This is a genomic window from Rheinheimera tangshanensis (genome assembly GCF_014645135.1).
Taxonomy (GTDB): Bacteria; Pseudomonadota; Gammaproteobacteria; order Enterobacterales; family Alteromonadaceae; genus Pararheinheimera; species Pararheinheimera tangshanensis.
Genome location: NZ_BMLH01000010.1, coordinates 42,682 through 66,312 on the forward strand (window position 1 = coordinate 42,682; position 23,631 = coordinate 66,312).

General features: G+C 47.4%; 22 protein-coding genes. 15 read left to right on the forward strand and 7 right to left on the reverse strand.

What is annotated here, in order from left to right:
* Position 1 precedes the first annotated feature (1 nt).
* The 4 genes from IEW88_RS15835 (at position 2) to IEW88_RS15850 (ending at position 3,456) form a co-directional block, all read left to right on the forward strand.
* Positions 2–538, forward strand: coding sequence for a GNAT family N-acetyltransferase (locus tag IEW88_RS15835; protein ID WP_147905001.1), 537 nt, complete (start codon positions 2–4; stop codon positions 536–538).
* A gap of 128 nt (positions 539–666) precedes the next feature.
* The gene (locus tag IEW88_RS15840; RefSeq protein WP_147905002.1) at positions 667–942 is read left to right on the forward strand and encodes a hypothetical protein; all 276 of its coding nucleotides are present in this window, start codon (positions 667–669) and stop codon (positions 940–942) included.
* 8 nt (positions 943–950) lie between these two features.
* Positions 951–2,693: a GGDEF domain-containing protein gene (locus IEW88_RS15845; RefSeq protein WP_229670571.1), complete on the forward strand. Its 1,743-nt coding sequence runs from the start codon at positions 951–953 to the stop codon at positions 2,691–2,693.
* Between the two features lie 94 nt (positions 2,694–2,787).
* Positions 2,788–3,456, forward strand: a complete 669-nt coding sequence (locus IEW88_RS15850; protein WP_147905004.1) for a hypothetical protein — start codon at positions 2,788–2,790, stop codon at positions 3,454–3,456.
* Here IEW88_RS15850 and barA read toward each other — a convergent pair.
* On the reverse strand, positions 3,453–6,227 hold the full coding sequence (barA, locus tag IEW88_RS15855) for a two-component sensor histidine kinase BarA (RefSeq protein WP_053423371.1): 2,775 nt from the start codon (positions 6,225–6,227) through the stop codon (positions 3,453–3,455). The genes IEW88_RS15850 and barA overlap by 4 nt on opposite strands.
* Positions 6,228–6,313: 86 nt before the next feature.
* On the opposite strand from barA, the gene rlmD reads away from it, so the two are divergent.
* From rlmD to gloA2, 7 genes are all read left to right on the forward strand, one after another.
* Positions 6,314–7,654, forward strand: coding sequence for a 23S rRNA (uracil(1939)-C(5))-methyltransferase RlmD (gene rlmD / locus IEW88_RS15860; protein ID WP_147905005.1), 1,341 nt, complete (start codon positions 6,314–6,316; stop codon positions 7,652–7,654).
* Positions 7,655–7,657: 3 nt separating this feature from the next.
* Complete coding sequence (relA, locus tag IEW88_RS15865; protein WP_053423369.1) at positions 7,658–9,850, forward strand: GTP diphosphokinase; 2,193 nt, start codon at positions 7,658–7,660, stop codon at positions 9,848–9,850.
* 72 nt (positions 9,851–9,922) lie between these two features.
* Positions 9,923–10,717: a nucleoside triphosphate pyrophosphohydrolase gene (gene mazG / locus IEW88_RS15870; RefSeq protein ID WP_147905006.1), complete on the forward strand. Its 795-nt coding sequence runs from the start codon at positions 9,923–9,925 to the stop codon at positions 10,715–10,717.
* Between the two features lie 187 nt (positions 10,718–10,904).
* Positions 10,905–11,135, forward strand: a complete 231-nt coding sequence (locus IEW88_RS15875) for a hypothetical protein (protein ID WP_147905007.1) — start codon at positions 10,905–10,907, stop codon at positions 11,133–11,135.
* A gap of 50 nt (positions 11,136–11,185) precedes the next feature.
* Positions 11,186–12,091: a hypothetical protein gene (locus tag IEW88_RS15880; RefSeq protein ID WP_147905008.1), complete on the forward strand. Its 906-nt coding sequence runs from the start codon at positions 11,186–11,188 to the stop codon at positions 12,089–12,091.
* 732 nt (positions 12,092–12,823) lie between these two features.
* Positions 12,824–13,468 carry a GTP cyclohydrolase I FolE gene (gene folE / locus IEW88_RS15885; RefSeq protein ID WP_147905009.1) on the forward strand — a complete coding sequence of 215 codons (645 nt, stop codon included), beginning with the start codon at positions 12,824–12,826 and terminating at the stop codon, positions 13,466–13,468.
* A gap of 95 nt (positions 13,469–13,563) precedes the next feature.
* Positions 13,564–14,013 carry an SMU1112c/YaeR family gloxylase I-like metalloprotein gene (gloA2, locus tag IEW88_RS15890; protein WP_229670553.1) on the forward strand — a complete coding sequence of 150 codons (450 nt, stop codon included), beginning with the start codon at positions 13,564–13,566 and terminating at the stop codon, positions 14,011–14,013.
* Here the strand turns inward: gloA2 and IEW88_RS15895 are convergent.
* The gene (locus tag IEW88_RS15895; protein ID WP_147905010.1) at positions 13,949–15,091 is read right to left on the reverse strand and encodes an alkaline phosphatase family protein; all 1,143 of its coding nucleotides are present in this window, start codon (positions 15,089–15,091) and stop codon (positions 13,949–13,951) included. The genes gloA2 and IEW88_RS15895 overlap by 65 nt on opposite strands.
* Before the next feature lie 208 nt (positions 15,092–15,299).
* On the opposite strand from IEW88_RS15895, the gene IEW88_RS15900 reads away from it, so the two are divergent.
* A complete protein-coding gene (locus IEW88_RS15900) occupies positions 15,300–16,691 on the forward strand; it encodes an alanine/glycine:cation symporter family protein (RefSeq protein ID WP_147905011.1) in 1,392 nt (463 codons plus the stop codon).
* Between the two features lie 51 nt (positions 16,692–16,742).
* Here the strand turns inward: IEW88_RS15900 and IEW88_RS15905 are convergent, their stop codons facing one another.
* From IEW88_RS15905 to IEW88_RS15920, 5 genes are all read right to left on the reverse strand, one after another.
* The gene (locus tag IEW88_RS15905; RefSeq protein WP_053423365.1) at positions 16,743–17,165 is read right to left on the reverse strand and encodes a DUF3010 family protein; all 423 of its coding nucleotides are present in this window, start codon (positions 17,163–17,165) and stop codon (positions 16,743–16,745) included.
* 523 nt (positions 17,166–17,688) lie between these two features.
* The gene (locus IEW88_RS18815; RefSeq protein WP_260394386.1) at positions 17,689–17,820 is read right to left on the reverse strand and encodes a hypothetical protein; all 132 of its coding nucleotides are present in this window, start codon (positions 17,818–17,820) and stop codon (positions 17,689–17,691) included.
* Positions 17,821–17,895: 75 nt separating this feature from the next.
* Positions 17,896–18,426, reverse strand: coding sequence for a hypothetical protein (locus tag IEW88_RS15910; RefSeq protein ID WP_185148637.1), 531 nt, complete (start codon positions 18,424–18,426; stop codon positions 17,896–17,898).
* A gap of 253 nt (positions 18,427–18,679) precedes the next feature.
* On the reverse strand, positions 18,680–19,564 hold the full coding sequence (locus tag IEW88_RS15915; protein ID WP_053423364.1) for a LysR family transcriptional regulator: 885 nt from the start codon (positions 19,562–19,564) through the stop codon (positions 18,680–18,682).
* Between the two features lie 185 nt (positions 19,565–19,749).
* A complete protein-coding gene (locus IEW88_RS15920) occupies positions 19,750–20,376 on the reverse strand; it encodes a class II aldolase/adducin family protein (RefSeq protein WP_147905012.1) in 627 nt (208 codons plus the stop codon).
* 102 nt (positions 20,377–20,478) lie between these two features.
* On the opposite strand from IEW88_RS15920, the gene IEW88_RS15925 reads away from it, so the two are divergent.
* From IEW88_RS15925 to IEW88_RS15935, 3 genes are read left to right on the forward strand one after another with little or no spacing between them, the layout of a single operon-like run.
* Complete coding sequence (locus tag IEW88_RS15925) at positions 20,479–21,639, forward strand: methionine aminotransferase (RefSeq protein WP_229670558.1); 1,161 nt, start codon at positions 20,479–20,481, stop codon at positions 21,637–21,639.
* A complete protein-coding gene (locus IEW88_RS15930; RefSeq protein WP_147905013.1) occupies positions 21,615–22,397 on the forward strand; it encodes an amidohydrolase in 783 nt (260 codons plus the stop codon). Before IEW88_RS15925 ends, IEW88_RS15930 begins: the two co-directional genes overlap by 25 nt.
* A gap of 9 nt (positions 22,398–22,406) precedes the next feature.
* Complete coding sequence (locus IEW88_RS15935; protein ID WP_147905014.1) at positions 22,407–23,588, forward strand: MFS transporter; 1,182 nt, start codon at positions 22,407–22,409, stop codon at positions 23,586–23,588.
* The last annotated feature ends 43 nt before the right edge of the window (positions 23,589–23,631 follow it).

Here is a 23,631-nt window from a genome sequence, read left to right on the forward strand (position 1 = left end):
CATGGCAACAGAGTGGTTGTACGCTGCAACAGCAGAACATTTTGTGATCAGCAGCTCACGTTTGCTGATCCGGCCTTTAGCTGAACAGGACCTGCAGTTGTATCTGGATTTGTATACCAATACTGCGTCTATGGCTTTTATTGGTAAGCCTTTGCTGCCTGAAAAAGCCAAACATAGCTTTCAGATAGCCTTAGGTCTTAATGCCAACACTCCTTTTAAACGATTATTTCTGACCATTGTGGCGCACGGGCAAAGCGCAGGCTTGTGCGCTATCAATCAATGGAATAGTGAAACTGCAGAAGTTGAAGTCGGTATTATGTTATTGCGCCCCTGGCATGGTAAGGGCTATGCAAGGGAAGCTTTGGCCGCACTCATTCAACGGGTACAGCTCCACTTTCAGGGTGCAGTGATCAAAGGTGATTTAGATCCTAAAAATAAAGCCGCAGTGCAACTGGTCGTAAAAACCGGTTTTCAACCTGATTTAATCTGCCCCAGAACCTACTGGGTGAAACATAATGATGCTTTAGTACCATTCTGATAAAAATTTAAATCAAGAGCTTTTTTGTGCGCTTGTGCTTTTAATTTTATCGCTTTAAAGTGGGTTTGCGTGAGCCCTTCTGGTATCAAGCTTGGATTGATGCTTAGTTTTATTGTTGTGGAGTTATGATGTCAAATATTATCAGTTTGTTAGAGACGTTGGGCCAAAACGCGGAGTTTCGTCATGCAGATGCTGAACAGTTGGCAACCTTAATGACGGACACGGATCCTGCGTTAATTGATGCAGTCATCGCGGGCGATCAAGCCCGGCTTGAGCATTTGTTAGGAGCCAGGACTAATGTGGTGTGTGGACTTCACCCTGCAGAAGAGCCGGAAGAAGAACCACAGGATGAGCCTGAAGATCAGCCTGAAAAAGAGATTAGTTCCGTCTTGAAGGTTGGTTAGTTTTGCCCGTGATTTTTGGCGATACAAGAAGATACAGGCGGCAGATATTCTGGCTGCCTCTATTTTTATTTGCGTTTACCCTGCCAACTGCTCTGCAGGCGTCAGTAGAGCAGTTAACTTATCTCGATAAAATCAAGAGTTCAAAATTTGCAGAATTCAGCGAAGGTATTGATGTTTTAGCGAAGAGTGGAACGCAATTATCACCTTTCGAAACTGATTATCTGCAGTTACTCAAGGCATATAAGCTCAGTTACCTTGGCGATATAGATCAAGCGCTATTGATATTACAGCCATTGACTGCAAACTCAGATCTGGCCATCTCTTTTCGCGCTAAAGCTTTATCAATCAATAGTCTTATCATTGTCAGAAGGTATCTCGACGCATTTTTGTATTTTGAACAGTTGATCAATCAATTGCCTCAAGTACACCAGCCTATAGCCAGAGAGCATGGTTTAAGAGTCATAGCTATGATGTATACCATGATTGAACGTTATGACTTATCTGTTTCTTATCTAGACCAGCTTATCGCAGAGAACCCCAGTGAAAATTCAGTATGTGCTGCTTATCAATTGCGTCTTGAAGCTTGGTATTCCAGTGATCAGACAGAGTTGTTGAAGCGTGAGATAGACTCAGGTATCCGCTACTGTGAAGACCATAATGAGCCGCTGTGGAGGCAACTTATTATGGTGACCAAGGCAAAATTATTATTTAAAGAAGGACTTTATGAGCAGAGTAAGCAGCTTTTACTTAAAGAACATAAAAAAGCTGCGGATACTAAATATTTGCGCTTAATCACAGAATTCAATTATTTGTTGGCTGAGAGCTTCTTAATGCTGGGTGAGTTGGACCAGGCCAAAGCATACGCCAACCTGGTTGTCGCTGAGGCAGCGTCTTTTAAAAACTACTTTCCACTAGTCCACTCTTATCAGGTTTTGTATCGTGCCGCTAAACAAGAAAAAGACTACCAGCAGGCACTTGGCTATCATGAACAGTATACTGCCGCGTTCACAGCTTTTATGGATGATAAGTCAGCCCAACAGATGGCCTACCATACGGCTCACTCAGAGATTTTGGCGCAGAGTCAAAAAATTGCCTTACTGGACAAAGACAATCAATTGTTGCAGTACGAGCAAACCACACTGAGACATCAGGCTACCTTGAATAAACTATTGATTATTGCTTTAGCTGTGTTGGTGTTAGGTTTTGCTGTGATGGCTTATCGAAGTTTTATTGCCCGCCAGCGTTTTAAAGCTTTAGCTGAGTATGATGATTTAACCGCTATCAGCAACAGATACCACTTTTCCACTTCAGCCAAAGGGGCTTTGGCTTTGTGTGAAAAAGGTCAGTTACCTGCTGCGCTTATTGTGTTTGATCTGGACCATTTTAAACAGATTAACGATCAGCATGGCCATGCTGCAGGCGATTGGGCGTTACGCCAGACCGTGGATACCTGCCGTAATTTTATGCGCAATAACGATGTGTTTGGCCGTATTGGTGGCGAAGAGTTTGCTATCTTATTACCAGGTTGTCAGAGCGATAAAGCACATTTACTGGCGGATATCTGCCGGGATGCTATCAGTAATATTGACACTGCAGCTTCGGGGTATGACTTTAAATTAAGTGCCAGTTTTGGTGTGACTTCAGCTGAAATCTCCGGTTACCACTTAACCAAGTTGATTGAAGATGCGGATACCGCTATGTATCAGGCCAAACAACAAGGGCGTAATAAGGTCCAGTTTTTTCAGGGCTGATCTACCAGAGTTTTAGATGATGCGTTGTGCCGTACCATTGAATTTTCGAGGTACTCCGATGTCAGAGATTTCAGTCTGACATCGGAGTTTTGCTTTGAAAATATGGATATTTTCTGTTGTAGCGCATGCGTTATTGCTGTGGGCTCTGACTCTTCTCACTCTTCCTGCACCTGAAAAACCAGCTCCTTTTGCGGTGATCCAGACTTACAGCTATACACAGGTCCGCGAAAAACCAAAAGTTATTTCCCAGCATGAAACGCTGCCCGCTGGTCAGAACAGCTGGCCTGTGCCTGTCATTGCTCCGCCTGCAAAACCATCTGTTGTCCGCAGTAAAACGACCAAATCCAAGGTGATAAGCGGATCTGAAGGCATCGCCAGTGCTGAGCCTGCCACAAATACGCGACCAGAAGTAACAAAACCATCTCAATCTACAGCTGCCATGTCGCTGGCTGATCGTGCTTTCGCTGCTGTTGCTGCGAAAACTCTGGAGCCAGCAGTGCCAAGACAACAACAACCTGAGGTTGTGAGCAGGTCCGGCAGTGCAGCAGAAGGTGAGCTTGCTCCGGCCATGCTAAAAACAGTAAAAACTTATGCCGATGGCTCTGAGTTGATGAAAGGTGAGCATGGCTGCTGGAAAATTCCGCCAGCGGAGTCACGTAAGGGCGCAATCTGGTTAATGACCAGCACGCCCTGTGAAACCGATACCACTGTAGAGCAAATCAACGACATTTTGCTGAAACGCCGTACATACGCTAAGGATTAGCCTGACACTTTTGTCGGTGTGGGCTCTGTCACCAATGGCGGCCAGTTTTTCGCGTCCTGTAATAAAGACTGGATCCTGTCCTGCAATTCAAACAACTCCGGTTCCAGTTGTTCGGTTTGTTTGCCTTTTTTAAGTTCAGTTTCAATCAGTTCTGTCAGTTGCTTCAATACGGGCAAGCCCGTATAACAACTGGCACCATGCAGTTTGTGGATATGCTGCAGTAGTTGTTCAGCGTCCTGTTGCTGCATCGCCTGCTGGATCAGTAGCAAGCTGTCGGGTAAAGACTGCACCAGCATCCATAACATTTCTTTGGCTAAATCCAGTTTTCCGCCCGCTCTTTGCAAAGCCAGAGTCCAATCCAGTTGTTTGCTTTGCGGTAGTTGATTTTCACTGGTTGAGGCGGCTAATGCTTGCTGAAAATCAGGGCAACATTCACGCAAGGTGTAATGCAGCAGTTTTTCATCCAGAGGTTTAGTTAAAAACTCACAAAAGCCTAAAGAGAGAAGCCGCTCACGTTCGCCCTCTAAGGCATGTGCCGTTACAGCTATAATAGGTGTCGCTTCGTTCAGCGAGCTTTGTTGAATGCGCTGACAGGCTTGAATGCCGTCCATCACAGGCATATTAATATCCATAAAAATCAGATCATAATGCTGCTGGTTGGCTTTTTGCCAGGCTTCGGCGCCATTACGGGCTGAATCCACTTGCTCTACCATTTCAGACAGCAGGGTATTAATCAGCTTTAAGTTGGCTTCATTATCGTCCACTGACAACACCCGTAAACGAGCTTTGGGTTTGTCCTGCAAGGGGTTTTGCTCAGGAAAATCTAAATAAGGCTGCGCCAGAGTCATGGCCAGTTTGCGGTAATGCGCAGGTTTGGATAACACAGCTTTGGCGCCAGAGGCCTGCAGTACTTCACGTAAGTTAGGCGATAAGGTATTGACCAGCAAATACAGCTGGTCACTATGCAGTTGTAACTGCTGCAGTAGCTCAATCACCTGATTCACCTGATTCAGGGATATAGAACGACCAATGAGTGCCACATCTATTTGTGGCTGCAAAGCCAGAGTTTGACTGAGCTGACTCATATTGCTGCAACTGATGATATTCATCCCCCACTGATCCAACTGGGCCAACATGGCCTCTCGCGAATACTGTTGGGGTTCAAAATACAAAATAGTTTTCTGCTTCAATTCCGCCAGGGGCAAAGGCTCGGCTATGGATAAGTGATGGCGTTTGCACAGCAAGGTAAACCAGAAGGTCGAACCTTCACCGGCTTTACTTTCAAAACCAATTTTGCCGCCCATGGCTGTCACCAGGCGCTGAGAAATCACTAAACCCAAACCTGTGCCACCATAACGCCGGCCAATACTGTTATCTGCCTGGGTAAAGCCACCAAACAAACTTTTTTGTTGTTCTTCAGAAATACCTATGCCGGTATCCTGCACCGAAAAACGCAGTTGCCATTGCTCATCAGGCATAGGCCGACCGCTAACGCGGATCACCACGCTGCCTTGTTCTGTGAATTTAATGGCATTACCGGCAATATTGGTCAGGATCTGATTAATCCGCATCGGGTCGGCAATTAAATCGTCAGGACAGCTGTTGTCGATCAACAGCACCAATTCAAGCTGCTTATCAAAGGCATTCGAAGCCAATAACTCCACCGCGTCGTGCAGCAAATCACGTAATGAAAAAGGCTCAGGATTAATCGGCATCCGGCCTTCTTCCAGCCTGGCGTAATCCAATACATCATTCACCAGACTGAGTAAGCTGTTGGCAGACTTTTGAATAGTGGCCAGATAGTCCTGCTGGTTATGGGTCAGGTTAGTTTTGAGGAGCTGCCGGGCAAAGCCGATAACCGCATTCAGCGGTGTACGTAATTCGTGAGACATTTTAGCGAGGAAGTCAGATTTGCTGCGGTTATCTTCCATTGCTTTTTTGCGTGACAGGTCCAGCTCAATGTTCTGCATTTCCAGCTGTTCCATACTTTGTTGTAAGTCGCTGGTAGCCTGTTCAATGCTTTGCTGCATTTCTTCGTCGTGCGTTTTCAGCGCAGTAGCCAGTGCATTAATACCGGTACGTAACTGCTCCAGTTCACCTAAAAATGGCTGTTGCAATTGGCTTTGATAGTTGCCCTCACGCAGTTGCGCTATGACATCTCCCATTTGTTGCAGAGGCTGGCTGACTTTTTTTATCAGCCGCAAACTGAAATACACACAGGCAGCAAGGCCTAATAAAATCATCAGCAAACTGCTGAGTAAAGAAGTTTGCTGTGCCAGCATAACTTTATCTTTAGCCACCTGAACTGAGATATAACCCAAAGGTTGATCGGCTGGCGCTGTGCTGAAATCGGCCTGTTCCGGCAGAATAGGGGTACGGATCACCAGCCAGTTGCCCAGATCCGTGATAGTGCTTTGCTGTGGAATAGCGCTGCTGGACTCGTACTTCAGCATGGCGAAGTCTTTGTGATAGTTGGTCGTGACAAAAAGCTCATGGTCGGCATTAAAAATGGCGATACTTTTCACCAGCGCTGAGTTTTTTCTGTGACTGACATCCAGCAAACGTTTGACGTCCTGTCTGCTGTTATGTAATAAGGCATGTTCGCTGGCGATAGCTAAGGGTACTGCAATGTTTTCAGCCTGTTCTTCCAGATACTGGGCCAAATCATGATAGCGGGCATAGCTAAAATAACCCCCAAGGCATAAACTGACCAGTAAGGTCGGCACCAGGGTGGTCAATAAGACCCAATCTCTTAAACCAATTTTCGTCATCTGTAGCGCTGCTTGATAGAATAGTCCGGAGCGAATTGATAATGACACAAGGCTTACAAAAAGCCCACCACAGGTACTAAGTCCAGATGGTCAAAATTTATCAGGCAACCAAAGGCGCCAGAGATAAACCTCAACAGTTAAAACAAATCGAAGTACAGATTGAACGTCTGGATCACGAAGCTCAGGGCATAGGTTTTGAGCAAAAGCGTATTGTCTTCGTCAGTGGCGCTTTGCCCGGCGAGCGGGTGAAAGTGCAGTTGACCGAGCAAAAAGACAAATCAGCCAAAGGCAAAGTAGTGAAAGTGCTGCAGGCTTCGCCTTTGCGCCAGACAGCAGCATGCAAGCATTTTGCTGACTGTGGCGGTTGTCAGCTGCAGTATTTGTCGGCAGAACACCAGCTGGAATTAAAGCAGCAAGGGGTGGACCAACTGATCCGCCATCAAACTGGCTTAACCAGCTTACCCTGGCAGGCACCGCTGAAAAGCGAGGGGCAGGGTTATAGACGTAAAGCCCGTATTGGCGTTTGGTTTGATAAAAAAACGCAGCAATTTACTGTGGGCTTTCGGAAAGCCAACGACAAAGTTATTACCTCTGTTGAGCACTGTCTGGTGCTAAGCCCGGCTTTAGCGCCAGTATTTAATGTGTTGCAACAGCAATTGCCAACACTGCAACAAGGCGCAGCTATTACGCATGTCGAAGCGCTGGATGCGGACGGTCAGGTCTATTTAATAGTGCGGCATATCCGGCCTTTGCCAGCGTCCGATCAACAGGCTTTGATCCAGGCTTGGCCAGAAGCTGTCTGGATAGGTGAAGCAGAGCCTGAACTTTATCAGCATTGGCAAGTCGGAACTGCAGAACCCAGCTACGCTTTGCCTGATTTGGCTTTAAAGCTTAAGTTTTCTGCCGCTGATTTTATTCAGGTAAATCAGAGTATTAATCAACAAATGGTGCAGCAGGCACTGGATTGGCTCAGTCTGCAGCCTGACGACCAGGTGCTGGAGCTGTATTCTGGTATAGGGAATTTCAGTCTGGCCTTAGCGCAACGCGTTAAATGGGTGCATGGACTGGAGGGTGTCACCACTATGGTGCAACGAGCAGAATCCAATGCAGAGCTCAATGGTCTGAACAACCTGAGTTTTAGCCAGGCTGACTTGCATCTGCCATGGCCAAAAGCCGACTGGAATCAGCCGAAGTACCAAAAAGTGCTGCTCGACCCGGCACGTGCTGGTGCTGTTGGAGCCATAGAACAAATAGCGGGCTTAAGTCCGGCACGGATATTGTACGTGTCCTGTAATCCGCTTACTTTTGCCCGGGATGCAAAAGTATTACTGGCTTGTGGCTATCAGCTGGATAAAATCAGTGCAATGGACATGTTTCCACAAACCAGCCATCTGGAGTTGATGGCCTTGTTTTACAGGAGAAAGTAACGAATGGTGACGGTAAGGCAATCACATAGCGCCGAATACCACCCAGGCGGCACTCAGAGCTGGTTAAGTGCATTAGGTTTACCTGAAGCCAAAATCAGCGCGCTGCTGGATGCTGAACTCTGGTTACATCAACAGAATCTGACCGATCAGGAGCCCGAAGTACAAACGGGCTGGGAGATGGTCGAAATTCTGGCTGATTTGCGCATGGACAAAGATGCCTTAACTGCAGCCCTGTTATTTCCATTAGTGGACGCCAAACTGATTGAACTGGAGCAGGTGGAAACTCAGTTTTGCTCAGCCGTATTGGCGATGCTGAACGCCGTGCGCCAGATGGAAGCTATTCGTTCTATTCCTGTTGGGCCCAATCAAAGCAGCAATCCACAACAAGCCGACAACCTGCGCCGTATGTTATTGGCCATGGTGGAAGATGTGCGCGCTGTGGTGTTAAAGCTGGCGGCACAAATTTGTTACCTGCGCTCGGTAAAAAACGCCGACGAAGAAACCCGCGTACTGGCCGCCAAAGAAACCAATGCGATTTTTGGCCCACTGGCGAACCGTTTGGGGATAGGCCAAATCAAATGGGAGCTGGAAGACTTAGCTTTTCGTTACCTGCACCCACAAACCTATAAACAAATTGCCAGTTTGCTGGAAGAAAAGCGCTTAGACCGTGAGCAGTACATGCAGGATTTTGTCGCCTCAGTGCGGCAAAAAATGCAGGACGCCGCCATTTCGGTCGAAGTGTACGGTCGGCCTAAACATATTTTCAGTATCTGGAAAAAGATGCAGAAAAAGCAGCTGGCTTTTGATCAGCTGTACGATATTCGTGCCGTGCGTATTGTCACCACTAAGGTGCAGGACTGTTACGCCGCTTTGGGCATAGTGCATACCTCCTGGCGGCACTTACCGAAAGAATTCGACGATTATATAGCCACGCCAAAACAAAACGGCTATCAGTCTATTCATACCGTGGTACTTGGTCCTGCCGGTCGCCCTGTCGAAATTCAAATTCGTACTCATCAGATGCATGACGACGCTGAGTTAGGTGTAGCGGCACACTGGCGTTACAAAGAAGGCGCAGGCCATGCGGGTAAAGAAGGCCAGCTCGATGAAAAAATTGGCTGGTTGCGTAAACTCTTGGCCTGGCAGGAAGAGCTGGTCGACGGCTCGGATTTAGCCGAAGAGCTTAAAAATCAGGTCACAGAAGACAGGGTTTATGTCTTTACGCCAAAAGGCGATATCGTCGATTTGCCTGTTGGCTCCACACCGCTGGATTTTGCCTATTATGTGCATTCTAATGTGGGTCACCGCTGCATAGGCGCGAAGATTTCTGGCCGTATTGTGCCTTTTACCTATCAGCTGAAAACCGGTGATCAAATTGAAATTTTAACAGGCCGCGAGCCTAACCCAAGCCGCGACTGGCTTAACCCGAACTCGGGCTATTTAAAATCCAGCCGCGCCCGTTCCAAAGTGCAGTACTGGTTCCGCCTGCAGGACAGGGATAAAAATATAGCGGCAGGTAAAGAACTGCTGGATACCGAATTAAACCGCCTGAATCTGAGTATCGATAATATTCCTAAGGTGCTGGCGCGTTTTAACGTCAACAGCATGGAAGAGATTTTGGCTGGTATTGGCGGCGGTGAAATTAAAGTCACCCAAGTGGTGCATTACATACAAAGCCAGTCGGGCAAATTGCAGCAGCCTGAGATCGACCCGCGCCTGATCAGTAAACCTATTTCGAATCAGCCAAAAAGCCATGTGGTAGTGCAGGGCGTAGGTAACTTATTAACTCATATGGCCGGTTGCTGCCAGCCGCTGCCGGGTGACGCTATTGTTGGCTATATCACCCAAGGCCGCGGTATTGCTGTACACCGCGACGACTGTGAGCAATTTAAAGTGCTGCAGGAAGCGCATCGTGAACGGGTGGTGGAAGCAACCTGGGGCGATAAATACGCTTCAGGTTATGAAGTGACTATTCGTATTGTGGCGCATGACCGCAATGGCTTGTTACGCGATATCACCAGTATTCTGGCGAATGAAAAAGCCAACGTGTTGCGGATGAGCAGTAATTCGGACATTTCGCAGCAAACCGCCACTATCATTATGACGATGGAGCTGTATAACCTGGATTCACTGAACAAGCTACTGACCAAAGTCAGCCAGATTGATGATGTGATCGAAGCGAAACGGTTTCACTGATTTTAAATTCAATATGTTTTATTAAATAACGCCGGGGCCCTGAGCTCCGGCGTCTTTTCTACAGGATTTACTGTGTCACAACCACTTCAGCAACTATTGGCCATTATGGCCAGACTGCGGGACCCACAAAACGGCTGTCCCTGGGACAAAGAGCAAACTTATCAGAGCATAGTGCCTTATACGCTGGAAGAAGCTTATGAAGTGGCGGATGCCATAGCGCGCGAAGATTATGCTGAGCTCAAAGACGAGCTGGGCGACTTATTATTTCAGGTGGTGTTTTACGCCCAGATTGCCAAAGAAGAAGGCCGTTTTGAGTTTGACGACTGCGCTGCCGCCATTAACGACAAACTGATCCGCCGCCATCCTCATGTCTTTGCCGATATGAATTTAGACAGCAGCAAAGCCGTACTGCAAAACTGGGAAGCGATTAAAACCACAGAACGCACTGCTTCTGGCAAAACCTCTGTGCTGGATAATATTCCACTGGCTATGCCGGCCTTAAGCCGTGCCTACAAACTGCAAAAACGTTGTGCGCAGGTGGGGTTTGACTGGCCTGATGTAGCTGGTGCCTGGGATAAAGTGCAGGAAGAAATTCAGGAAGTGGCTGAATTACCAGCTGGCGCGGCTGAACTGGAAGAAGAGTTGGGAGATTTAATGTTTGCGCTGATCAATGTAGTGCGCAAACAAGGGTTTGACCCGGAAAAAGTCATGCGCCAGGCCAATCAAAAGTTTGAACGACGTTTCCGGCAGGTTGAGCAGGCACTGGTCGAGCAAGGCTCTAGTCCGGCACAAAGTACTCTGGATCAGATGGAGGCGTTGTGGTTAGAGGTAAAAAAGTTGGAAAAGCAAAATAAAGCAAAAATTTAGCGATTAAAAATTGATCAAAACTTGACGGTTTTTTAATTTGTTCAATACTCAGGTCTGGAATAATTAAAATATTAAAGCCAGATCAATGACTAAGACATATTCTTTTCTCTTTTTGGGTCTCAGCCTGCTTGTTTTAAGCTCATGCGCTGAGACCTATAGTCCCAATATCAAAGCCCCCGAACTGACAGTGGTGAATTCCACTGGTGAAACCATAGACCGTATCGTAGAACGTTCTTGCGAAGCTAATGACGACAGCAACGACAGAGTGCTGGCGCGCGAGCTGAAAACAGGCCGCAGTCTGGTGATCCCACTGGCCGTGACCTGCAGTAATCTGGAGGCTTTTAATAAAGAAGGCCGGGTTATTGGCCGTCAAGCAGAAGTTTCTACGCCACCTGATCTGTATTGGCAAATTTACTGAACCGACCCCCGAATCAATCCTCCATGCAAAAACAAAAAAGGAATAGAGGTATGAAGAATCTGTTGAAATTGTTAAGCCTGACCGGCTTTGCTTTACTGATGACCGGTTGTAGTTCTTATGATTACTATCAGGTGGAATCGAATTTTAAAATGAGTGCGGCATCGGATCGTATACCGGCCACTATTACCAAGGGTCAGGGTTTTGAAGCAAACTTCCCGCGTATCGCCACTATTGCAGTAAAAGCACCGGATTTTTGTGTCAGCGAATCACAGTCGCAGCGCACTGGTACAGCTCGTGCTGAAACCAACGTAATGCAAACCACTTGTGGTGTCGAAATGGCGCAAATTGAGAGCTCGTTGGCCAAAGCAGGTTTTGGTGTGATCAGCTGGAAAGTACTGCAAAACGAAATGACGGTATCGACCTCTCATCTGGATGCGGCGAAAAAACTCAAAGCCGACGCTATGTTTCAGATCAACTCACTGGAGCGCGGTGTGACTCAGGCTGGTCAGGATGCTCGTTGGGACAGACGTTTTTACATCACCTCTGGTGGCAGCAAAGTACCAACAGCGGTCGACAGTTATATGGCTAATTTACTTGATACGTACGCTAAGCAAAACGAACAAGCCATGATAGCGGGCATTGAAGTACTCAGTGCCAGTATCAATGCCAGTGTCACTCTGGTAGAAAATGGCCGCGCTATCTGGTTCTACGAGTGGAATAATGTGCAATCGCAGGAAGATGCCGATCAAATAGTGGCAAATACCTATGTGTACTGTATCGATGGTTATTGTCAGCCTTATACACCGCAAGAGTACGCGGCTTACAACGACCAATTGGTACAGGGCACCAGTGATGCGGTTTCTATAGGTGCCAAGGCAGCAGACCGCCGCCGTGCTGTGCACGATAAGCTGATGAAGCAAGTAGTGGAAGATATGGTGGGGCGTTTTACGTTGTAGTTTTGTTGTTGCTTACCGCTGAATCAAACAAAGCCGCTTTTACCGCGGCTTTGTTATTGATAGGGTTAGGTTAGGCTAAAAGCTTTCGCTGTTGGCAACGCTTTTTTGAACAGTTGTAGGTTGTACTCGACGCGAAGCGGCAGTACGACAATGAGTTCAATGAAGCCGGATTATTTGCTTTAAAGCTTTCGCCTTTGGCGAGCCGCTTTCTTTTGCGTCGCCAAAAGAAAGTGGCGCAAAGAAAAGGCGACCCCAGGTCGCAGCGAAAGCCCGGCCCAAAATCGTGCGTCCAAGGCGGCTGGGTAACTCGCTCGTCGCTACCGCTCCTCACTCAGACACTCCCAGCCTTAAAACCTTGGCCACCCAATTTTGTCCGGCTCGCGCCCCAATGGGGATTTGGTGGCAGTAGTTGGATTTTATTTATCACCATAGCTGTGAAGAGCAAAAAACCGCAATGACGCACGTCGCAAGACCTGACCCTTTAGATACACAAAACGGCCGGGTAACAGCGTTAGCAGACCCTGTCCAGCTACATGGATGCATTTACGGCGAGTCTGCGTTGTAGTTGACCGCGCCGTTTGAGCCGAAGCTCAGTGGGTCACTCTTACTTTCAGGCTTTGACCGCAACTGCGCCAAAGTCTGCCCGCTATAACAACCCATTCACCAAACTAAACCAATTCTCTGTGGTCTGCGTATAACCTGCACTATTGATAACAAGCGGCGAGAGCTTTTATGTTAACTGAATCTGCTTTAGTGGTACGCGGCGCTCTGGAAGCGGCCGGGCTGGAAACTCCTATGCTGGACAACGGTTTGTCCAATGAGCAGAAGAAACAGCGTTTAACCGAATTAATGACTCAGGTCGTGCACACCCTTGGCCTGGATTTAACAGACGACAGTCTGGCGGAAACTCCGGCCCGTATTGCCAAAATGTATGTCGATGAAGTGTTTTCCGGTTTGGATTACAGCACTTTTCCAAAGATTTCGATGATCGACAATAAAATGCGTGCTGAAGAAATGGTGAAGGTGCAAAACATCAGCTTTACCAGCACCTGCGAGCACCATTTTGTCACTATAGACGGCACTGCTACTGTGGCTTATATACCGGGCAAAAAGATTATTGGTTTGTCGAAACTGAATCGTATTGTGAAGTTTTTTGCCCAGCGCCCACAGGTGCAGGAGCGTTTAACTCAACAAATTCAGGTGTCTTTGCAAGCTTTATTGGGCGTAAAAGACGTGGCTGTCAGTATCGATGCTGTGCATTATTGTGTGAAGTCCCGTGGTGTAATGGATACCAGTTCCAGCACTAAGACTATGGCTTTGGGCGGTGCTTTTAAAACCGACCCAGCGACTCGCTCCGAGTTTTTATCAAAGTTTTAAAAAAGTTTTAAACCCTTAGTCCTTGGAGCCGCAGCTTTGTTGGCTGCGTTCTCTCGCCCCAATCACTTTGGGTTTTCACTGGCTGAGTTTGGTTGATGCTGGCACACTGGCAAGCAGTCTTAGCCAGAGCGAGTAAAGCTATGTTAGCCGGTATTCATCATGTGGCGCTGATTTGCAGTGATTATCAGCGCTCGAAACACTTCTACACTGAAATCCTTGGCCTGAAAGTTCTGGCTGAACATTACAGAGCTGAACGTTTGTCTTATAAATTGGACTTGCAGTTGCCTGATGGCAGTCAGCTCGAGCTGTTCTCTTTTCCCAATCCACCGCCTCGCCCTAGTGCACCTGAAGCGCAGGGCTTACGCCATCTGGCTTTTCAGGTGCTGGATGTGGCGCAAATGGTGGCGCATTTGGAAGCCCATGGTATAGCTGTGGAGCCAGTGCGGATTGACCCTTATACAGAGCGCGCTTACACCTTTTTTAGAGACCCTGACTCTCTGCCACTGGAACTTTACCAAATAAAGCCAGACGAGCTGAGGCGCTAAAATCAAAAGCTTGTGCAGCTTTGGGTTGAACCGCCTGATAATCAAAACCCAGAGCTGCAGCTAATGTTGCGGCCATCTGGCCTTGTTGCCAGCTTCCAGTGGTACGAATTAAACCAGCCGCCGGGATCTCTGGTCCCATAGCGGCTAGCCAAATTTGTTCCGAGCCAGCAATTTGTGGCACAGGTCCTTTATAACCAGGTACAGCTGCACTTTTGCCATGCGAGCGCCACTGCGCCGCTTCGCCACGGCCATGATCAGTGCTTATCAGTAAAGTTGTTTGGTTGCGGTAATAAGGGTCGTTTTGTAATTCCTGCCATAAGTCGGCAATAAACTGATCACTGCGATGAATAGCCGCCAGATACTGATCGTATTGACCCAAATGGGCAAAATCGTCGGCTTCACCCAAGGCTATGTAGAGCAATTTAGGTTTGTGTAAGCGCATATGCTCCAGCGCAAATTCCTGAGTAAATACATCCAGTCTTACGCTGGAAAAAGGGCTGGGTGTTTTGGCCTGTAACTGGTTCAAATACTTTTGTTTTTCACTGAGTTTTCCCTGTTCCTGCATAAAACCAGCATTCACCGTCAGGCCGGAACGCTTGGTATTTAAGATATAAGGAAACAAATCCCAGGAGCCAAAGGCTGCCACTTTATGTTGCAGTTGTGGCTGTTGGTTGAGCCATTCCAGTACTGTCACGTTCGGATTAGCTATTTTGTTATTGCTGTGAATAGCCGGATCGGAAAAACCAGCCAGCAATTCCTGATAGCCAGGGTAAGAAATCTGATAAGGGTTACTGACATTAATGGCTGAGCCCTGACGGCGGTCGCCGACCGTAATGCCTTGCTGCTTCACGGTTTTATGCAAAAAAGGCATTAAAAGTTCAGGCTGGCCTGGTTTAAAAGCCCGGATCAGTTCCGGCGTTTTCACCCATTGTGGTTGTTGATAAAGGGTAGGGTCGGCTCCGGCAAAAACTTCCTGCCAACGCACTCCGTCAATGCTGACTAACACCACTTTAGGTTCAGCCTTTAAGCTCAGTGGCAGTAGTAATACCAGCAATACCAGCCAGTTCAGTTTCATCATTTAGCCCCAACAGCTGTGGATTGAGGCAGATCCTGCCAGTGGAACATGACAACAAAGCTGAAAACTGATGGCAATTCGGTGACAAGGCGCTTAGCAAAGATAAAAAAGCTTGCGTTGGCCTTATTCTGCGATGAAGATAGCCTTCTATAAAAATAGCCGTCTGGAAGTATATCAGGCGATAAAAATAAAAACTCCAAGGTGCGTGTGTATGTCCGATTTTAGTTTTCAGCAGGCTTTTGAATGGTTGAGTTCTGCCATCGCCTCTGTGGTGTTTTATGCCATTCCTATTAATGGCGCTGCTTTGCCTGTCACAGTGCTTTGGCTGGTGCTGGGCGCTATTGTGTTTACCTGTTATTTAGGTTTTATCAATATTCGGGGTTTTCGCCATGCGATACGGGTGGTGCGTGGCGATTACGCCGATAAAACCGACAAAGGCGATATCACGCAGTTTCAGGCCTTGTCGGCGGCGTTATCCGGCACTGTGGGCACAGGCAATATTGCCGGTGTGGCTGTCGCTATCGCTTTGGGTGGGCCGGGCGCAACCTTCTGGATGATAGTGGCTGGCTTTTTGGGTATGACCACTAAATTTGTTGAATGTACGCTGGCGGTGAAATACCGGGTCTATAATGCCGATGGCAGCACTTCGGGTGGCCCTATGTATTACATCAAAGCCGCTCTAGATAAATATGGTTTGCCACGGTTAGGTAGCTTTTTAGCCGCCTTTTTTGCTATTGCCTGCGTGTTTGGTTCTGCGGGTTTTGTCCATGTCAATCAGGGTTTTTCTCAAGTCAAACTGGTGACAGGTTTTGATAATGCCTGGGTCTTTGGCCTGGTCTACTCGTTTTTAGTCGGCCTGGTGATCGTCGGTGGTATTCAAAGTATTGCCCGGGTCACCAGCAAATTAGTGCCTTTGATGTGTGCCATTTATTTGTCGGCCGCTTTTGTATTTCTGGCGATGCACTTCGACGCTATTCCTGCAGCCATCTGGACCATTTTGCACAGCGCTTTTGCGCCTGAAGCCGCTTATGGTGGTGTGATAGGTGTGATTATTCAGGGCTTTCGCCGCGCTGCTTATTCTAACGAGGCCGGTATTGGGTCATCGCCTATAGCGCATTCGGCGGCCCGGACTAAAGATCCTGTGTCTGAAGGTTTTGTTGGTTTACTGGAGCCATTTATCGACACAGTGGTAATTTGTACTATCTCTGCCTTGGTGATCGTGGTCAGTGGCGTTTACCTGCAGCCGGGTTTAGATGGTGTGCAAATGACCTCAGCCGCGTTTGGCTCAGTGTTTGACTGGTTCCCGCTGGTGCTGATGGTGGCATTGTTACTCTTTGGTTATTCCACAGTAGTGAGCTGGTCTTTTTATGGCTTAAAGTCCTGGACTTACTTATTTGGTCACAGCGATTTTACTCAGCGTAGTTTCAAAGTGCTGTTTTGTACCGTAGTGGCGATAGGGGCTGTGCCCAATATGCTGGCAGTATTTGATTTTATCGACTCGATGATCTTTTTAATGGCAGTGCCGAATATTCTTGCCTTGTATTTGTTATTGCCGGAAGTAAAGCAGGATTTAAAAGCTTACCTTTTGAAACATAAGGGCTAAGCAATAAAAAAGGCAGCAATCTCTTGCTGCCTTTTTATCTTGCAAAACAGATCATTTAGCCAGATATGCATAAGCGGTAATGAAGGCTGTTTCCTGAAAACCTTTTAGGCCTGTTTCTTTAAACACTATTGGCACAGGATGACGTGACAGCTGCTCTTTAATAAAAGCGCTGGTCAGAATTTCGGTTTTAACATTAGGCAACAATTGCAGTGCAGCCTCCATCTTAAAACCAACAGCACCTCCGGCAAACTTGCCTTTTTGTGGCCGTTCACGAATGACAAAAGCATCAATTTTGTAATCTTCTGCCAGCTTGGCAAATACAAACTGAAATTTCTTCATCTGCTCGCTGTCCTGATCTTTGAGCAGCGGCAAACGCACAGTACGGCAATCCGGAATATCAAACAGGCCGCTATCAATCGCCAATAAACACAAAATGGCTTCACTGCCTTTCATTTCAACACCACAAACGCGCATAGGATTCTCTCGCTAACTCAAGTTAGGCATATTATGACAGCTTAGCAGGGAAAAACGATAGCCAAATATGCCGCAGCCACATCCTATGCCCTCGCCTGCGTGGCGGCATGTACGGGCATAGATCCCTTAAGTAATTGCTGTCAACTGTAGGGGCGCGGGTTTATCCCCGGCCGTCCGGCGACAAGGGGTTGAGAGGCTGGGAGCATAGTCCACTATGCGACCTGGCCGAAAGCGCGTAGTCAACAAAGCTATGGCAGCACGTCGACGGGGAAAGCCCCTAAGTAATTGCGGTCAGAGCGAGGCGACAAGGGGTTGAGAGGCTGGGAGCATAGTCCACTATGCGACCTGACCGAAAGCGCGTAGTCAACAAAGCTATGGCGGCAAGTACGACGGGGATAAAGGGGAGAAGAAAAAAGCAGACAAACCTGACAGGGGGGGAGGTAGCTTGTCTGCTCACAGTGAGGTCAGATCTTAATTGCGTGCTGTGGCCGGGGAAGCCAGGCATCACTACAACAAGATCTTATTACTGCTGAAAATCTTCGTTTTCGATATCCCACTGGCTTACCGAAATCTGTCGGTAAAAAGACCAGTGCTGTAACAACCAATTTAACCAATGGTGGTGTACGTCGTGATCCTGCGGAATATGGAATGACATATCAATCTCCTGCTAAACCTGAGCGCTTCGACTAACGCGGCGCTCAGTCTAGTCTGCTTAGATGACAATACCTTTTCAGTTCGTCACATTTAAGGTTGAAGCTGTGTACACAGGGCTGAGTGCTTTCATCTTTTCATTTAAAAGCGCCAGGTTGTGCTGGTTGATCTCGCTTTGCTCAAGCATGGTGGCCTGTTGAAAATCAGCTAAAGCTGCAACAGGATCTTGCCCCAGCAAACGGGCTACACCGCGGTTGGTATGAGCAAAAGAGCGCATTTCACGTTTATAGCTGCTGTCGCTGCTTTCGGCGCGACGGGCGGCATAAATGGCTGCACTGCATGCTTGCTCTGCCTGTTTAAACTCTGCCATATGGGTGTATGCCACACATAAGCTCATATGTTTGCTGAATGAGTCTGCTTGCTTGTCTGTCGCTGCTGTTGCTTCAGCAACACCATCCTGATACAGACCGGCTTTAATTTTGCTCACACCTGGGGTGTCTTCAATCAACACCATTTTAAATCCGCTGGTGGCTGCGCTGGCGACAAAAGAACTTGAGGCCAACAGCATCACTGCTACTTTTTTGCCAAAGCTAAGGGATGTCGCTTTCATAATTTACTCTCCAGTACTCTTCAGTCATTTCATTTCAAAGTGCAGCTTCGTTACTGCACTGTGCTTACTTTAGAAAGTTCCTGAAGAACTGACAAAGGATATAAATCCAACTGATAGATGAAGGAAATTCATCTATGGCGCGGTAAAAATGTCATATTCAATTGATAGCTGAGGTTTGAGCTGCGGAGGTGGAACTATAAGTCTGGCTGCAGAGAAGAGAGCTCACCTACGTCCTTGTAGGTAAAAATAGTGGCTAAAATGCGCGTTGAAAGCTTTGTAAGATCCAATTTACCAGCAACTGAATTTGTGGTTTATTCGGGTCCGTTTCGTGTTGTACCAGATAATATTTATCACGGCTTTCCAGTTCTTCACTGAACAGACGTTTTAAGCTGCCGCTGGCAAACCAGGAATGACTGATAGGCCATGGCACCAAGGCTATACCTAAACCTTGCTGAGCAGCCCGGGCGACGCTAAACATGCTGTCGAGCTGGATCACTTGTTTGGGGGTGAATACTTCCAGTTCCAGTTGTTCTGCCCACTGATGCCAGGACCAGGGTCTGGCTTGATGCACCAGGCAAGGGACTTTGGTTAAAGCGTCAAAGCCTAAGCCATCCAGTTGCTGGTACAAGGCTGGATTGCAGGCTGGTACATAGCTGATCGGAAAAAGCTCATAAGCCACTCTGTCCGTAGGTTTACTGCTGGCCAATAATATTTGCAGATCGGTGTGTTTGGCCGGGTCCTGACGGGACTTAATAGTTTCAACTTTTAAGTTGATATCCGGATGTTGTTCCGACCAGCCCACCAGTTTAGGCACAAATAGTTCACTGGCAAAAAACTCTGGCATTGAAATACTGATTTCAGTTGGATTTTTTTGCTGGCTGAAGGTGCGCAAGGTTTGCTCCAGCTCACGCATCAGCGGCAACAACGCCTGATAAAAGGCTTTGCCTTGCGCTGTCAGTTCAACAGAGCGGGTTTGACGCAGAAATAAGTCCAGCCCGAGCTCAGATTCCAATTGTTTAATTTGGTGACTGACAGCCGAAGGAGTCAGATACAACTGACGCGCGGTTTCTTTAAAACTTAAACAGTCGGCGGCGACACAAAAACAGCGTAGGCCGCGCATCGAACTATGTATGGCCATATGAATTCACAGTAGTTACCAAAGACATATCACTTAAGCAAAAATAGAACCACATGTTCATGCTATTGAATATAAAGCAATTTATTATTGTTCGATAGCAGCATTGAACCGAGTCCGGTCAGTGTTGCCCCATTATAGGGCAATGGTGCCAAATGAAAGCAAGCGGCCTGAGTATAACCCCTGAATTATGAATTAAAATGACAACTTGCTTTGATCCGCTCCAGCTCACAGCCAATCAAAAATTGCCAGGTCTCCAGATGTCGTTTGGCGCTGTCGATACTGTCGCCCCAGACGTAAAGGCCATGGCCGCGAATTAACAAGGCATGGGGTAAAGTTTCCCGCTCAAAGCGTTGGTGTAATTCCTGCAACGTTAGTTCAGCATTTTGCGGATCTAAAATTGCCAGAGGGCAACAATTGCGTTGTGGCTCAGAAATAGCTACCAGATTTTGTAACTGATAACCGACAAATAAATGTTGGTCGGCTTTGATTAAACGTGAAAATACAGTAGCTTGCATACTGTGAGTTTGCAGCACTACTTTATGGTGCGGGTTGATTTGATATAAAAACTGATGAACAGCCGTAGCTGTGTCAGTCTGAGCGTGGCTTGTCCAGTGGTATGGCACCAGATCGGCAGGACTTAATTCGCCCTTATCTTTGTCTGTGCTGGTAAAAAGCGCGCTATGCTCAGCGGTGCGGACAGAAAAAAGGCCACTGCCAAAGGGTAGCCATTGGCGCTGTACTATCCAGCGACCTAAAGCGCAAAGCTGGATAGCATAAGGATTTAATTGATTCGTTTGGATAGCTTGATTCATCTTGATGTTTAGACGTCTACACATAAAACTGTCTGGATGATAGCATTCGTTGTTTTGCCAAGCCAGTCCGTTTCTACTGTTTTTGTACTGCTGTGAGATCCCATGATGAAGTTACAAAGCAAATTGCCTGCCTTAGGCACCACTATTTTTAGTCAGATGTCGCAATTGGCAGCAGAACACCAGGCCATTAACCTCTCTCAGGGGTTTCCTGACTTTCCATCCAATCCAAGATTGATTGAATTATTAAGCGAAGCAGCTCGCAGTGGCTTGAATCAGTATGCGCCTATGCCCGGTGTACTGGCGCTACGTCAACAAATTGCAGCTTTAGTGCAGAGTTGTTACCAGCGGCAGTTGTGCGCTGAACAACAGATCACAGTCAGCAGTGGTGCAACCGAAGCGCTTTTTGTAGCGATACAGGCTCTGGTTCGGCCAGGTGATGAAGTGATAGTCTTTGATCCGGCTTATGACAGCTATCAGCCCGCTGTGGAGCTGGCTGGCGGTTTTACTGTGCATGTGCCTTTGTTACCCCCTTTGTATCAAGTGGACTGGGCTCAGCTTGAAAAACAAATCAGTAAAAAAACACGGCTGATTATTGTCAACAGCCCACACAATCCAACAGGAGCTGTATTTAGTCATCAGGACTGGTTGTCGTTGCAGGCGTTGGTATTAAAGCATCGTTTGTATTGCATCAGCGACGAGGTCTACGAGCACCTGGTGTTTGATGGACAACCGCAGTTAAGTGCGAACCAATACCCTGAGCTGGCCGAGCGCAGCTATATTGTCTCCTCGTTTGGCAAGACCTTTCATGTCACGGGCTGGAAGTTGGGTTATGCCGTAGCCAGTGCTGAGCTGACTGCGGAATTTCGAAAAATACATCAGTATGTCACTTTCTCCAGCTTTACTCCGGCTCAGCATGCTATTACTCAGTTGTTGGCTGAGCAGCCGGAGGAAGTGAAACGTCTGGCCGCTTTTTATCAGCTAAAACGTGATCAATTTCGTTTGGGTTTAGCCGGGTCGGCCTGGTCTTTATTACCTTGTCGGGGCAGTTATTTCCAGCTGGCTGACTATAGTGCATTCAGTGATTTGGATGATGTGGCCTTTTGTCAGTGGTTAACCCGTGAACACAAAGTGGCGGCTATCCCGCTGTCGGTGTTTTACCGTCAGGCCCCCAGCCAACGTATCATTCGTTTTTGTTTTGCCAAAGAGCCAGAGACTCTGGCCAGAGCGACGGAGATTTTATGTCAGTTATCCGTGTTGCGTTAATTCAGTCCGAATTGGTCTGGCAGGATAGCCTGGCTAATCAGCGTTCTTTCGAACAGCAGTTCCGCCAGCATCCGGGAGTGCAGCTTTTTGTCTTGCCAGAGATGTTTAACTCGGGTTTTAGCATGGATTCGACGCGTATTGCTGAAACTATGGAAGGCCTTACAGTACAATGGATGCAACAGCAAGCTAAGCTTACAGGTGCTGCGCTTTGTGGTTCTGTCGCCATTGCGGATCAAGGGCAAATTTTTAACAGGTTACTCTTTGTAACTCCGGATGGAGTGGTGCAGTTTTACGATAAACGTCATTTGTTTCGAATGGGCGGCGAACAGCAGCATTATCAGGCAGGGTCTGAGCGGGTCATTGTCTCTTATCTCGGGTTCAGGTTTTGTTTGCAGGTCTGTTACGACTTACGCTTCCCGGTGTTTGCCCGTAACCAGCAGGATTACGATGTACTGATTTATGTTGCCAACTGGCCACAGCCCCGGCGTTTGGCTTGGCGCACTTTGTTACAGGCCCGTGCTATTGAGAATCAGGCTTATGTGTTGGGTTGTAATAGAATTGGCTCGGATGCGAACAGCCTGAACTATAGTGGAGATAGTCTGGTGGTGGATTATCTGGGGCAAATCTGCTCCGAACTGCCTGTTGGGCAGGCCGGGGTGTTAGTGGCTGAGCTGGATCTGGACGCTTTACAACAATTTAAACAAAAGTTTCCGGCTTATCTGGATGCCGATGCTTTTGTGTTAACGCCTTCATTTTAAGGAGAATCCATGTATCAGCGGCAAGTGACGATACTGGTATATTTAAGTTTTATGTTATTGGGTTTACTCAGTATTTTATGGGGTATTTTGCTGCCGGATATTATGGTGCAGTTGCAGATGTCACCCGCTGCCAGTGGTTTGTTTTTCGCCTGCTTGTCGCTGGGGTCTATTACCGGTGCCTTTTTAGGCGGAAAATATGTGCAGAAATTTGAATTTGTGCCCTTATTTGCAGTGTTACTGCTGACATTGGTTGTACTGATTATTGGTGCTTCTTTTGTACAGTTTTGGCCTTTGTTATTGTTTTTTGTGTTTGCTTTGGGCTTAACCTGTTCAGGTTTATTCACCATAGGCCACACGCTGATCGCCCGGCTTTATGTCGAAAAACGCGCCCGCATGATGGGATTTATGGACTTTATGTTCAGCTTAGGCACCTTAGCAGCACCTTTGTATGTGGTGGTGTTGTATTGGGGTGTTGAAGATTGGCGCTGGCCGCTGCGTATTCTGGCGATATTTTTGGCAGGAACCGCAGCTTTTGCCTGGTATCTGGGCCGCACTCATCAAAGCCCAGCTCATATGGCGCACGCTAAAGGTAGTTTGTCCTACCGTCAGGTGATGAAAAAGCCAGTGTTTTTTGCTTTGGCTTTGATGATGTTTGGTTATGGCGCTGTAGAGTGGGGCCATGGTAACTGGTTTGTGACTTATGCCAGTCAGGGCTTAGCCTTAAGTACTGAGCAATCCCGTTTAATTTTTGCCTTTTTCACTGGCGGTATGGTACTGAGCCGGTTAAGTTTTTCATTGTTTTTACGCTGGTTTACCAGCGCTCAGTTACTGATGATCCTGGTCACCTGTGCCTTTTTTGGTGCTGTGTTGGTAAAAGTCACTGCTGTACCAGCTTTGTTGCAGCTGGGTAATTTTGCTTTGGGTTTAGGTTTGGGCGCTATTTTTCCACTGATGCTGACTGCTGCTATGGATCTGGATAGTGCCAATGGCCCTGTGTTGTCCGGTCTTGCCAATATTGGTGGCTCTATAGGTTATCAGGCGGCGGCTTTAGGCACAGGGCTGGCGGCACAGCAAGTGGGTATTGCCACTGCCTATTGGCTGATCCCGATACTTGCCGTCTGGCTATTCGGTACCGTGAGTTATTTCAGTTATTTGTTGCATAAAAAACATACGCAAGCAGTACAAGTTTAACTTTTTTGCTGCATTTGTTGGTTTTATCGCCGGCTTGCTCTTG

Bases quoted from the DNA above. Each gene is read 5' to 3' on its own strand.
- folE (WP_147905009.1), top strand. From the start codon at position 12,824: ATGTTAACTGAATCTGCTTTAGTGGTACGCGGCGCTCTGGAAGCGGCC.
- IEW88_RS15900 (WP_147905011.1), top strand. From the start codon at position 15,300: ATGTCCGATTTTAGTTTTCAGCAGGCTTTTGAATGGTTGAGTTCTGCC.
- IEW88_RS15905 (WP_053423365.1), bottom strand. From the start codon at position 17,165: ATGCGCGTTTGTGGTGTTGAAATGAAAGGCAGTGAAGCCATTTTGTGT.
- IEW88_RS15915 (WP_053423364.1), bottom strand. From the start codon at position 19,564: ATGGCCATACATAGTTCGATGCGCGGCCTACGCTGTTTTTGTGTCGCC.
- IEW88_RS15920 (WP_147905012.1), bottom strand. From the start codon at position 20,376: ATGAATCAAGCTATCCAAACGAATCAATTAAATCCTTATGCTATCCAG.
- IEW88_RS15880 (WP_147905008.1), top strand. From the start codon at position 11,186: ATGAAGAATCTGTTGAAATTGTTAAGCCTGACCGGCTTTGCTTTACTG.
- IEW88_RS15895 (WP_147905010.1), bottom strand. From the start codon at position 15,091: ATGATGAAACTGAACTGGCTGGTATTGCTGGTATTACTACTGCCACTG.
- relA (WP_053423369.1), top strand. From the start codon at position 7,658: ATGGTGACGGTAAGGCAATCACATAGCGCCGAATACCACCCAGGCGGC.
- barA (WP_053423371.1), bottom strand. From the start codon at position 6,227: ATGACGAAAATTGGTTTAAGAGATTGGGTCTTATTGACCACCCTGGTG.
- IEW88_RS15910 (WP_185148637.1), bottom strand. From the start codon at position 18,426: ATGAAAGCGACATCCCTTAGCTTTGGCAAAAAAGTAGCAGTGATGCTG.
- IEW88_RS15835 (WP_147905001.1), top strand. From the start codon at position 2: ATGGCAACAGAGTGGTTGTACGCTGCAACAGCAGAACATTTTGTGATC.
- IEW88_RS15930 (WP_147905013.1), top strand. From the start codon at position 21,615: ATGTCAGTTATCCGTGTTGCGTTAATTCAGTCCGAATTGGTCTGGCAG.
- gloA2 (WP_229670553.1), top strand. From the start codon at position 13,564: ATGCTGGCACACTGGCAAGCAGTCTTAGCCAGAGCGAGTAAAGCTATG.
- IEW88_RS18815 (WP_260394386.1), bottom strand. From the start codon at position 17,820: ATGTCATTCCATATTCCGCAGGATCACGACGTACACCACCATTGGTTA.
- IEW88_RS15925 (WP_229670558.1), top strand. From the start codon at position 20,479: ATGATGAAGTTACAAAGCAAATTGCCTGCCTTAGGCACCACTATTTTT.
- IEW88_RS15840 (WP_147905002.1), top strand. From the start codon at position 667: ATGTCAAATATTATCAGTTTGTTAGAGACGTTGGGCCAAAACGCGGAG.
- IEW88_RS15935 (WP_147905014.1), top strand. From the start codon at position 22,407: ATGTATCAGCGGCAAGTGACGATACTGGTATATTTAAGTTTTATGTTA.
- rlmD (WP_147905005.1), top strand. From the start codon at position 6,314: ATGGTCAAAATTTATCAGGCAACCAAAGGCGCCAGAGATAAACCTCAA.